This is a genomic window from Thalassospira profundimaris (assembly GCF_003326795.1).
GTDB classification, from domain to species: domain Bacteria; phylum Pseudomonadota; class Alphaproteobacteria; order Rhodospirillales; family Thalassospiraceae; genus Thalassospira; species Thalassospira profundimaris_C.
Genome location: NZ_JPWI01000015.1, coordinates 42436 through 54820, shown reverse-complemented (window position 1 = coordinate 54820; position 12385 = coordinate 42436). Strand labels below are relative to the sequence as shown.

The 12385-nt window shown below is 50.7% G+C and carries 10 protein-coding genes; all 10 read left to right on the top strand.

Features of this window, described 5'->3' with window-relative positions:
- Positions 1 to 13: 13 nt before the first annotated feature.
- The 10 genes from TH30_RS18870 to TH30_RS18825 are packed head-to-tail and all read left to right on the top strand — an operon-like array spanning position 14 to position 12321.
- Positions 14 to 454: a hypothetical protein gene (locus tag TH30_RS18870; RefSeq protein WP_147252063.1), complete on the top strand. Its 441-nt coding sequence runs from the start codon at positions 14 to 16 to the stop codon at positions 452 to 454.
- A 12-nt stretch (positions 455 to 466) separates the two neighbouring features.
- Positions 467 to 820, top strand: coding sequence for a hypothetical protein (locus TH30_RS18865; RefSeq protein WP_147252061.1), 354 nt, complete (start codon positions 467 to 469; stop codon positions 818 to 820).
- Entirely contained in the window at positions 817 to 3432 is a 2616-nt protein-coding gene (locus TH30_RS18860) for a VirB4 family type IV secretion/conjugal transfer ATPase (protein WP_114099655.1), read from the top strand. Before TH30_RS18865 ends, TH30_RS18860 begins: the two co-directional genes overlap by 4 nt.
- Positions 3433 to 3442: 10 nt before the next feature.
- Positions 3443 to 4468: a hypothetical protein gene (locus tag TH30_RS18855; RefSeq protein WP_114099654.1), complete on the top strand. Its 1026-nt coding sequence runs from the start codon at positions 3443 to 3445 to the stop codon at positions 4466 to 4468.
- Between the two features lie 4 nt (positions 4469 to 4472).
- Positions 4473 to 4691 carry a hypothetical protein gene (locus tag TH30_RS18850; RefSeq protein WP_147252058.1) on the top strand — a complete coding sequence of 73 codons (219 nt, stop codon included), beginning with the start codon at positions 4473 to 4475 and terminating at the stop codon, positions 4689 to 4691.
- Between the two features lie 5 nt (positions 4692 to 4696).
- Positions 4697 to 5611: a hypothetical protein gene (locus TH30_RS18845; protein ID WP_114099652.1), complete on the top strand. Its 915-nt coding sequence runs from the start codon at positions 4697 to 4699 to the stop codon at positions 5609 to 5611.
- Entirely contained in the window at positions 5608 to 6804 is a 1197-nt protein-coding gene (locus TH30_RS18840; RefSeq protein ID WP_114099651.1) for a TrbG/VirB9 family P-type conjugative transfer protein, read from the top strand. The genes TH30_RS18845 and TH30_RS18840 overlap by 4 nt, the downstream gene beginning before the upstream one ends.
- The gene (locus TH30_RS18835; protein ID WP_114099650.1) at positions 6805 to 8625 is read left to right on the top strand and encodes a TrbI/VirB10 family protein; all 1821 of its coding nucleotides are present in this window, start codon (positions 6805 to 6807) and stop codon (positions 8623 to 8625) included.
- A gap of 55 nt (positions 8626 to 8680) precedes the next feature.
- Positions 8681 to 11050 (top strand): hypothetical protein, encoded by a 2370-nt coding sequence (locus TH30_RS18830; RefSeq protein WP_114099649.1) that lies wholly within the window; start codon positions 8681 to 8683, stop codon positions 11048 to 11050.
- On the top strand, positions 11050 to 12321 hold the full coding sequence (locus TH30_RS18825; RefSeq protein ID WP_114099648.1) for an ATPase, T2SS/T4P/T4SS family: 1272 nt from the start codon (positions 11050 to 11052) through the stop codon (positions 12319 to 12321). Before TH30_RS18830 ends, TH30_RS18825 begins: the two co-directional genes overlap by 1 nt.
- Positions 12322 to 12385: the final 64 nt, after the last annotated feature.

The following is a 12385-nucleotide window of genomic DNA, read 5'->3' as shown; positions in this document are numbered from 1 at the left end:
TATAAACTTTTCCTTGCAGTCGATTTTTAATAGAATGCCATTTGCAAGAGTTCTTGCAAAACAATTTTTTGGGGTCCATTCAATGTTACAAGATTTTTATCACAAGACGCGTCGTGGCGTCAGTGCCCTTCTGCCTTATCTCCCGGTATTCCTGATTGCAGCAATTTTTCTGCTTTCTGTAATTGAACCGACTTTCGCTCTGACCGGTTCAACAGCGACAACGAAAGAAGCGCTGGTGACGAAAGGGACGACGACCAGTGATAACCTGACGATCCTTATTCGGGACCTTGGCAAGCCGATTGGCACCGTTGTCTTCGTCGGACTGGCTCTTCTTATGACTGTTCGCGGAAAACAGATCATCGCCCATTTTGGCTGGTTGATCGCAGGTTTGATCCTCGCTGTCATGGGCGCTTCGATCATTACCGTCATCTGGTCGATTGCAATTTCGGCCTGAGGATCTCGAAATATGTCAAGTCCAGTTCCGAATAGTATTTTATATCCGGTCACACAATATGGCTGGCCTGTGGGCATCATGATCTGGAGCATCGGTGTGACGGGCGGGATGTGTTTCATTCTGTCATTGCCACTTGGTTGGCAGAACATCGTCCCGTTCGTGGGAGATCTGGCCTATCTGCTGCCATGGGGCGGATTGGCAATCTGGCTTGGCATTCTTCGTGGTCTGACCTATCGCAATCCTTTCCTTGAAAATTGCTGGAGGCTTCGTTTTATGCCTCCGGCAATCCATTATCAAAACAAAGACAACCAGATCGCCGGCCGAAAACTTCGCAGAAAAGCGTCGCGCTGGAAGGTTGGCGCATGATTGTTGAAGAAATTTCACGTGTGCCCGCCGCTTGGACGTTTCTGGCCTATTTTGCAGGGGTCCTGATACCTGCCATTGCTTGTGGCCTTTTATTGGGAACCCCCTTGCGAAAATGGCTCGATCCAGTCCAGGAGCGAGAGCGTCTGGTTGATCATGTCCTGTTTGACCGCATATTGCGGGACAAACAGACTGTACGTTGCACGAATGGCAGCCTTTTCAGAATTATTGCAATCGGCGGGGTTGATCTCAACGCGATTGACGAGGAGGCACTCTATAATCTGACAAATGCCCGCAAGGGACTTTTGTTCCGTCTTGCGGATACAAACGTTCAGATGCGTAAGATTTCCCGACGCCAGCGGGTCGATCTGACCCGATATGCGAACATTATGACCTCTGGGCAAAAGTCGGAGCGCAGTCGGTGGCTCCAGGCCATTTTACGCTGTTACGCATCGCTGTTCACAGCGAGCTATCGGAACAGCCATTATATTATCCTGTCAATTGATGGCAGCAGTTCCGGAGCAAGCGAAGAACTGGAAAATGCGACCAGAATGTCTATGCAGGTATTGTCGCCCTTTTCGCCGGAAATCCTGACAATAGGTCGACCAGAAGAGCGATCCGAGCTTCTCGAAATGCTGGCTTCAATCCTGAATCCTGGCGTTCTGGTTACTGCGACAAATGCCATGGCAGAATCCGGTATTCCCGGCCATCGTCTCGCCCATACTCTTGTGCGTTCAGAAGCCGATTTCCTTGCGGGTGAAGATGAACCTTCAGCTGGACCGGGAAAGCATAATCGCGGACTTGCCAGATTCACGTGTAACGGAAGCGACACCTATGTTGGCGGTGTATCCATTCTGACCTGGGCATCCGTTGCCAATACCGCGACCATTAGTCGAATTCTTGCAGAAGATAGCGAACTGATGCTTTGCGAATGGATTGATCCGATGGATCGTCAAACCAGCGAAGAACTTCTTAAAACCATCCGCAACAAGTCTTTCCTCTCGGGGGAAACGGGACGTCAAAAGGCAGCCCAGTTTGAAATGCTCGAAGAAAGTCTTTCAGGGGATAATGTGGCTGAAGACCAGCGTCTGGTTGCTTTTGAATTGGCCATATTTGTTCTGGGTGTTTCGCCTGTAGATGTCTGGAAGCGGATAGAGCGCATTGAGTCCATTTTTATCCGGGATAATTTTTCGCCGATCCGGCTGAATGATGAACAATTGCCTTATCGATGGCTCTCCATGCTTCCCCCGCACTGGATTGATATTTTCAAGGTTAATCCGACAAGCCAGAACGTGGCTGATCTCATGCCCTTTTCGTCCCCTTCACAAGGGCTCGAACGTTGTGACTGGGGGCAGGGGCCGGTTCAATTGTTTCATACGGTAGACAAGTCGGTATACGGCTTTGTCTGGCATGAAAGTGCTGGCGATCTTGCCCGCGGACATACGTTTGTCATAGGTCAGACGGGCGGGGGGAAAACGGTCCTGATGAATTTCCTGATGGCATCGAGTACTCATTATCCTGACACTAAATGCTTCGTATTTGATCGTGGGGATGCCAGTTACATCACCATCAAAGCTCTCGGCGGTCGGTATTTCCAGCTTCAGCACACCTCGGGTGCTGTTTCCGGTGACGTCTGTCGCCTGAATCCGTTCCAGCTTGATATCCGCGAAGATATGGGAGGGGAAACGCCCTGGCTTGTACGCTATCTCCGAGATCACATCGCGCGGGTTGATGCGATGGACACCGCCGTTATTGAGGATATTGAACAATCCATAAGGGGCTTGGCGGGCCTTGAAAAGAAGCACCGCCATATGGATGAGTTCTATAAGAACCTTCATACGCAGGAGGCCCGGGACAGGTTCCGGGATTTCGTCGGAACCGGGACATACAGTAACGTTTTCCGTGTTGATCCTGATCGCCCTGAAACTGTCAGGGATACCCTGATTTTTGACGATGACTGTCAGATATTCGGTTTCGAGTTTGAAGAGGTTCTTTCTGACCCAAGACTGACAGAAGCGATCCTGCCCTACATCCATTACCGGATTTCCAAGGAAGTGGCGCGCACTGGCTGCCCATGGCTGATGATCCTTGATGAGCTCAAGGCGTTACTTGAAGGTTCGGAAATGATGGTTGAGGTTTTCAACACATGGCTTGACGAAGCACGTCGCAAGCGGGGTGTCATCGTCGGAGCCTTACAATTCATCGAGCAAATGATTGAAACCGGGTCAATCAACCGGATACGTGAATCAAATGCGAACCTGATGTTTTTGCCCAATACCCGTGCAGTATGGGCCCATTACGGCGAAGCCCTCGATGTTACACATCGGGAATTCGACATGATTTCCAGACGTCATACGAGCACACAGGATCTTGAGAGATTCGTCCTGGTCAAGCGTCAAATGGAAAGTGGCGCGTTGGGCTCGGTTATCCTCAAAACCGATCTGGATAACCTCAAAAATGCTCCGGAAGGCGACTTGCTGTCGCTCTTCATTGGAGGTCACAAACCCGCAAACGAGTACCGAGTTATGGAAGAACGGTATGGATATCCGGGGTGTGTCGAAGCATTCGTCAATTCCAAAACGGCTCCGCGCATGCGCGACGCCGATGCAGCATAGGAGACGTGCAATGAAGGTATTTTTTCGTCGACTGAAGGTTCAGGCGAACCGCCAGCCTCTGGCTGTAATTCTCGGTGCCGTCGTTGTCCTTCAAACTGGCGTGATGATGCGGCTGATCCCCATCATCGAGGAGGCGAATGCCGGCATGGCCGTCTTTGACGGCGCCAATTTGGCGCAGGCCATCAAGGATATGGGCGTTTCCAAGGAAGTTTTGGCAACAGCAGAAAAAACCTGGGAAGTAACTTCCGAAGTTCTGGCGCGCACGGAGGATGTCCTGCAGGCGACAGGTTATGGTGATGCTGTGCCACCCGCTATGTCTCTGGCCTTCAGTGCGGCCGGAGATGCATCGGATGGACCCCTATCCGATATGATTGCGGACAGCGGTGCTACCCAGATGAATTTCGATGATTTTCTCAAACTTACGAAAGTCGGGGCCTCGATCATCGAGCGGGGAGGGCTTGAAAATGTCACCCTTGCAGACGGGATCGGTCTTTATGACACGATGTTTGGTCAATATGTTTCTGTTCCTGAAAAGCAGCGAGCTGCCAAGGGGTACAGTGAAGCCAGCACAAAGCAGGCCATGGAATACAATTGGGAAACAATGAAAGATCTTCCCGACTATGCAAAAGACATTGCCGACCTGGCAGAATCAGCCAGACAGATGGCAACATCTGATGGCAACCTTCGAGGCGCTCAGGCCATTGATACGCTGGCGGTATTGCAAAACAGCAGACTGCTCACGAAGCTCATGCAGACAATCACAGTCAACGAAAACCAACGCCTGAGTCGCGAGCAGGAGGCACGCAGTCAGGATGGCTCCTGGAGTAATCCGAACGCGCCGGAGAAAAGCGAGACCAAAACAGAGACCGGTGCTGGCGGTTCTGCCGAGGGTAGCGGGACTGTTGACGGACTTCCCTGGCTGAAATCGACGGGTTCTGGCACTGAAACCGGTGCTGGAGGCGAAAATGCAAATAACAATCAAAACTCTAAGGAATGGGTCAATCCTGATGAGGTGCGAAATGCGTTGGGAGGATAAGGTCATGCGTCTTGCTCCCCGCACCTGTATCATGCTGGTTGTCGCACAATTGCTGCTGTTATCAGCTTGTGCCAATCCGCTGACGCCTGTTGAAAGTGATGACATGATCGGGCCGGGCAGGGCCACAGATGATTACAAGCTTTCACCCTGTTCCTGCATTGAAATGCAACTTGCGCCCCTTGATCGAAGATCGATCGAGACAATGCATGAAATTTACGGGTGATTGGAATGTTTGGTCGCAAATCTGTTTCAGCAGAAAAGCAGGGATCCGTTGATTTCGGCAAAGGCCTGTCTGCCACTCCATCGGAAGATGCTCATCGGAAATCCGGAGACCGCTTACCTTCGGGCGTTAATGAATTTCGGACCGGGGATACCGACAAAGGCTATGAAAAAGTTGTCAGAAACCTGTGTTTTCTGCTTGTCGGATCAATCGGGATTATTCTGGTGCTCTCGAGCGCTGTGGCAGCTCTCATTCCGTTACGTCGGGATGTTCCATCTGTGATGATCGTTCGCGAGAATGGTGACATTTCGATCGAACAGGCTGTTTGGCGTCATGGCAACAGCAAAGAATTGCCTGTTAACGAGATCCAGACCACGCAGTTTGTTCGCTATTATTTTCAGATCACCAGTGATTACCGCCAGATGGCAAGAATTTGGCAAACCGGCTGCGTCGATGATCTTGTTTCCGGTGACAATTTTGCAGATGAGTTGTGCGCTTATCTTCCTGTCCGCATGGAAGAAAATGCTCATGCGCAATATGTAGCTGCGAACCTTGATGAAGTTACAAAAATGGTCCAGGCGGGGCAAACACGTGAGGTTACGCTGCTTCGAGAACCCTTCCTGATGGACACATATGTCGAGAATGGACAGACGGTCTTTCTTTGGGAATACCAGATCCGGCTCGATGACTATGACAATAGAGGTTTTGCAGGAGCTCAACCTGTCGGTCAGGTTATGAAGAAAGGAGGAAGCCAGATAAATCAGCCTGAATCCTACTATACCCAGAAACTGGGCGTGAGGATCTGGACAACCTTCAATGAGATATATCGGCCAGAGTGGGCGCAGAAATACCAAAATGCACTCAATTTCCATATGATTGACATCGAGATAGCCAAACTGACCGACAAGGGGGCTGTTGAATGACCGGTGTAAGGAATTTATGCCCCCTGGCAATCAATTTCGGTGTGCGACTTCTGCTGCTGTTGTGTCTGATGATGTCCCCTGCATCGGCTGAATTTATCGATCAGCTGGGCAGTGGTGGGACAAGTAGCGGCGGTCAGGTTAGCAACAGAAGCCTGTTTAGCCCAAACGAAGAACAGCCAATCGAGATCGATCTTCGTCAGCTTCAGGATGCCCTTTATGATCCCGACATCAGGAAACCGGATGACCAGATGGCCAAAGGCGTTCTGGTCGTTGACCATGAACCTTACAGTCCGGTCGAAATCAAAATAAGGAATCTGGCACAGACCTTTATTTATTTCCCCGAAGACGAAGTGATAGACGATGTTCTGCTGGGCGATGGCAGTATCTTTCATGTTGATTTCCCGCGCGTGGACGGTTCGTCTGAACCGACCCGCAAAAATGTGCTGGTCGCAAGCCTGAAAGAAGGTCAGGTCGGCGGGGATACGAACATGACGGCCATTGGCAGACTTCGCGAGGACGGGACCCGTCGGACCTATCTCTTCATTCTCTCAGGATGGTCCTACAACTCAGAGACCATTTCAGATTTTTTTGTATTTATCCGTGACAAGGTTCGAGATGATGGGACGGCGTCATCTGGGTTGAATAAATCGACGGATTTCCGCCGATCTTCCAAAAATGGAAACAATGTCGAAAAAACACCGGAATATCTGAGAGAAATTCCTTTCGATCCAATGATGATCAGCGTTGATGATTATTTACCAATGCGGCCTGAAAACGCCCCTGAAGCCGCAGTCGCAAAAATGATGCCCCGTCAAATATGGAATGACGGTTACTGGACCTATCTCGAATATGACGAGATAGAGGCTGACACTATGCTCTGGTTTGCAATACGCAAGGTGGTGGACGGGGTTAATTCACCTGTTGATTTTCACCGTCACCCGAAAAAACATAATGTGATTGTCGTGCATTCGGTTGGTCAGAACCTCTATCTGAGAAACGGAGAAGATCGGGTTCTTTGCCTGATTTGGCTAGATAGTGAAGCCAAGAAGGAAGTCCGTAGATCTTCAGTTGTGCATCCGGCAACGGCTCCTGCCTCTTCATCCGAAATGTCACCTGGAAAGCCGTTCGAGAATGTGAAGGAAACTCCTTTCCCTCAAGACTCTTCTTCAGAGGTACCGAGAGGAGAAGAGTAAATGGCTTGCCGTTCGTTTTACCGGTCTCTGGCAGTGACGGTGTCGATTCTTGCGATGCTGTCATCTTCAGGAGCAAAGGCTGCCAATGATGAAGAGACAGGCCTGTTCGCCTCTCTGTGGCAGGTTCTTGGTGAATTGTGGGGCAGTTCACCAGATGAGATACCCACTGAGCAGGAAATGCCCGTTACAACAGAAAGCAAGTCAAAATCATCGCCCGTGCTTTTTGTCCAACCCATTGAAATCAGTTTTGACAATGGGGTGATTGATGTAATTGAAGGCTCCGGTAAGCTCGAAGTGCCTCTTCATCTTTCTGCTGCGCCAGAAAGAGAAATCGAGATTTCATACCGTATAGAGCGCGGAACAGCTTCCAGTCCGGAAGACTTTGTCGATAGCGGCAATGGCGTGCTTACCATTCGCCCTGGAGAAGCAAATCCCACAATCCTTCAATCCATACCGGACGATACCGATTATGAAGGGGATGTTCCGGAAAATTATTATATCGAAATTATCAGTGTCAAAGGCGGTAGTTTTGGCACGCGAAATCGCGTTGAAGTCCGAATAGCGGATAATGATCCAAAACCTGCCCCCCGACAAAAAGTCGGGAGATTGACGGCGGTACCGAGCATGATCGACTTTGGCAAGGTCGATGCCGGTTCAGCATATGATGTTGACGTAACAGTCAGGCAGACCGGTGATACTGCAATCCAGATAGGCGCAGTTGAGGAAACGGCGGACCGGGTCCGGATTGTATCGGGAACTTGTAACAGTGTGGAATTGTCCGCAGGAGCCAATTGCACAATACGTTTGAGATTTGAACCCGACAGTGACGGCCTTTTCGAAGGGACCTTGCTCATACAAGGAAAGACCGAAGCAAACGGAGATCAGAGGATTGCTGACCTTCGCATACCGTTGCGTGGTGAAGGTCATTTAAAGCGACCTGATCCAGATCCTTACAGGCAACTTCGGGCAAATCTTCAATTAAACCGTCGTCTGTCTAAAGGTGCTGTTGTTTCATCTGTTGTCCAGCCGGTAAAACCCTCGCCGCGAGAATATATCACCCAGCAGGATTACGATCCGAATGCCGCTCCGGGAAACGCCCACGTGACACTGCCAATCGATCTGGAGCGGATGATTACCTCCTTTCAGTCGATCCCGTGCGTTTTGGAGAACTCGATCAATTCCCAACACCCGGGACAGGCCGTTTGCATCGTTGAACAGAATGTTTATTCCTATCATGGTTTCAAGCATCGCTATGTCCTGATCCCGGGCGGATCGAAATTTCAGGGATCATATACGCCCCTGGCAAAACAGGGAGATACAAGACTTTCAATCCTGTGGCAGAGGCTGTTGAAGCCCGACGGTAGCATGCTGATGTTACCTGACGGACTGCCGACACAGGATGCCATGGGTCGGACAAGCATGCCTGGTGAAATCGATAATCGCATGTGGGAGCAATTTGGGACCCCCATTTTCCTGACCGGCCTAACAGCAATAGCCTCCGAGCTTGTACCTCAAGGTACAGAAGGTCTCTCGGGGGCAGAGCAGATTCTGGTTGAAGGCGAAAGCCGGATTGTTACCCAGATGCTGAGCAACAATCTCGATCTCAAACCGATAATGACAATTCCGACCGGTTCACGTCTCACGGTGAAACCAACCATAGATCTTATATTTGAACCCACTCGCATCCGAGTTCTGGGGAGATCAACGGGAAGTGAACAGGCAAATCTGAAAGACAAAGAGGCAAACAACAGCCAGAAAGCGGACGATCAGGGGTCGTCATCAGGTCCGCCATCTCTGGCCGCACAACCAACTACGCATTGAACACTTATCGTCGGGGTAAGTCGAAACGTCCTGCATCCGGACATGGAGAAATGTCATGCAGGGTAAGTTTATTGCTGTAATCATGGGGTTTGCAATGCTTGCCCCATCCGTCCTGTTTGCTCAGGATATGCCTGAACTTTTAACACCGGCAACAGGTACTTCAGTCACTGCGCCAGAGACCAAATCAACGTCTCAACCAGAAAGTGACGAGGCTCCGATTACGACCGGTACCGTCATCAAAAATAATGAAGAAGCAACCAAAATCCAGCTTCCAGCTGATCTGGAGCGAACCACATTTGCGCTTTCCGATCAGATCCAGTTTGATGGTGACACAGCTTCTGCCGGCAAGCGGCCCGTCGAAGCCCAGTTCTCTGATCCTTCAGTTGCCGGAGCCGAAATCCGGGAAAAAATTCGGGTGAAGGGCCTCATGGAATATGAGACCGATACCGACGGAAAAATTAAGGGCACCATGAACTGGTATGGTGTTCGCAACCAGGAAAACAACGAAGAACGCGATATTGGCGGGTCACTGGAAAGCCGTTTCACGACGAGTGATTCGGAGGTTCCGACCGGCCAAACCCTTTCTGCTCAGGGGGATGTTCCTGCCGCATTGGCAGCGGCCAGGGCATTACTTGAAGAAGGCGGGACCCTTCCCCAAGAGAAAGTTGAAAGTGAGAGCACAGGAGGTTCAGGAAGCGGCACAGGGGCTTCACAATATGCTGCAGCAGGCGGCGAAGCCTCAAATTCCGCGCTTGAAGGTTTCGAATTGCCCGAAGGGACTGCTGAAGAGGAAGAAAAAATTGATGACATCGGGCTGACTGAAGCTGGATGTCCAATCAAGATTTCCGAAGACAAGACTGTTGCTCAGGTCCAGAGTCAGTCGACCAAAAACGGAACCCCGCAAGGGGATTGCTCTCCCAGCGGCTTGAACATGCCGATCCAGAAGAGCTATTCAGCTTGTGAGGATATTGTCGATCTCGATGCAAGAAGCGCTTGGGCTTCCTTCCGTCGCTATTATGTCGATCAGGGTGGAACGACCCAATATATCGATGACGAATGCCTTCAAGATGACGATCTCGAATTCGAAATGTATCAGGATTCAAGTGTTTGCAGCTTCGATCTCGAACTTGCCCCGGAACCTGGTACTGCCTTCAATCGTGGCAAATGGTACTATCAGAACAAGAATAACAATCGTGTTGAAGTCAGTGGGTGCGAGCGGATTGAAGGGGAAACCGCCGAAATCCAGAGCACGACCGATGGCTGCGTCCCGCGGCATGAATTTGATGAGGACCAGAGCTATGAGCTGGTTCGAAAATATTATGTCTGGGAAGATGTCCAAAGAATCGTCAGTGAATGTGTCGATAGCGGCAACGTCTTCACCCATCTCCATAAAACCAATGTTTGCTCGGATCTGACACCAAGTCAGGCAGATCTGGCAAATTATGAAGATGGCGACGCGGCATTGGTTGCGGTTGCCCAGGAACGTATTGCCATCAATATTGATGGTAAGGAAACGTACATTACAGAGTGCCAGCCAATCGACAATCAGTCAGCTGAACTGGTTAAGGACCCGAATGGCTGTGACACCACCTTTTTCCATTACCTGTCCTCTGGCGAGTCTTATGGCAGTACGAAATGGAAATACCAGATCACCGGAAAGCCTGAGATTACTTTGACATCCTGCATTCAGGACAATGATGTCAAATATGCTCATCAGACCAGGATTAACGGTTACGAACATCATGACACCCAGCTGTTCTCCTATCCAAAAACAGAAATCTATATTGAAGCGTTCGGACGGGAAGAATTGGTGTCGGGCCCGCAAGTGCGCGAAGGCGCGCCTCAGCTTGATTATGTATTTCAGCAATCCATCCTGGTTGCGACAGGTGAACTGTTTTACGAGAGCGACAGCTCATGTGAAAAATTCATGCGTCGCAATGATGTCGATCGATACCTCAAAGGCGATCTGGTTTCTGTTTATGATGATGTGAAAGGTGAAGGACAGGCCCTCAGCCAGGGTGATGGATGTCAGACTTCCTACAGCTGGGCTGCTGTCACTACCAGCAGCTGGAACGCCCCGCAGGGCCACAGTGGTGGACCATGCGGAAACAGCACCTATACCAGCGGCGGCTTCGTGAACCAAGGGGGGGGAGACGGTTCGACATGGGTCAATCAAACAGTCTCCCTATCAAACCATTGCAACTATAGCTCGAGCGTCGGGACGAAGACGACTGTTCGTGAGGACGGTACAGTTATCGGTCAACCTGTAAGCAATACTTGCACAACAAGCTCGTCTTACGGAGCTTACGAGCAAAAGCAATCTGGATATCAATATTGGATCAATTACCGCGGCAATTCAGGTGGAGCGCCTGCCCATACAGATTCTGTAAAGAGCGGCTGCATGGGTAGTTGGGGGTGGTGGTAATGGCACAAACCACGGAAAACTATACCCAGGTTCTTCTCAAGCGTTATGAACCACTGCGCAAAGTGATCAAATCACCTCGATGGAAGGGTGACGTCACCAGTGTGAATATCAATGGGCCACATATGCTCAATGTCTATGTGGCAGGAAAGGGTGTTCTTTGGCTGCCAGAGAAGGACGCCAGTTTTCTTACCCGGGATTATATCTTTGACCTCTATCGCGGCCTGGCAGCCCATTATGGGGTCGTCTTTAACGACAATATGCCGTTGCTTGCCTGCAAAACCCCTGATGGTGATCGCTTGATGGGTATTACAGGCCCGACAGTGGATGGAACGGGCATGGCAAGCTCGATCCGTATCAAGCGGCCAATCACGGTCAGTTGGGAAGACTATGGTCTGAAGACCGCTGATATCGACCGTATTCGCCAAACCTTTGTCGATGGGGAGACCGTCTTGATCCCGGGCGGGACGAATGCCGGCAAGACAACAGTTCTTAATCTGGCCGCAAAGGATATACCGCCAGATGACCGGGTCATGACCATGGAAGATACGCGGGAGCTTGTCTTTGATCATGTGCGCGATCGTGTGCATCTGGTCTATTCACGCTACGACAGTAAGATCCGGATCACTCCGGCCGACCTGATCGATGCGATCGTTCGCATGGAACCCAAGCACAATTGGATGTCCGAGCTTTCGATCCGAAATGCGCTGGCCGCAGTTCAGGTTATGGATCTCGGACATTCCTTCTCGGCAACAACGCATGCACCGACTTTGCTCGACGCGTTGCGTGGTTGGCGCCGCCGCATTGCAATGGCCGGAGGTGCTGAGGCAGAGATCTCGGCCATCATGGATTTGTTTGCCGATCGTGTGGCTCTGATGATCCAGGTCGAACGAATGCCTGCAAATGCCAAAGGTGTTGCAGACAAACGTCTCATTACCGACGTTCGATCCGCAAAAGAGGTGCTCGACAAGAAGTCAATCCGAGATGAGCTTCGCGCCGAACCGGTCTTCCCAAACATGCCAGAACCCGAGGATATGCGCCGAATGGTAAAGGCCATGAATGGTGGCCGGAAACTGTCCGAAATTCAGGAAGAAAGCCTGAAGATGTGGGCAATGATGATCTCGATGATGCGTACCGACCGCGCAAATGATGATCATTTCGGCACGGTCAATGACAGCGTTCTTCTGTCACCTGAAGAACGCATGATCACGGGTAGTGATCCGCTTGAGGCGGAACCGGCCGACGAGCCCGTTTTTCGGGAGAGCCTGACATGAAAACAAACAAGCTTGTTGAAGATTATCATCGGCACAATCGTTATCATCTGGCCTGGTCCATCGT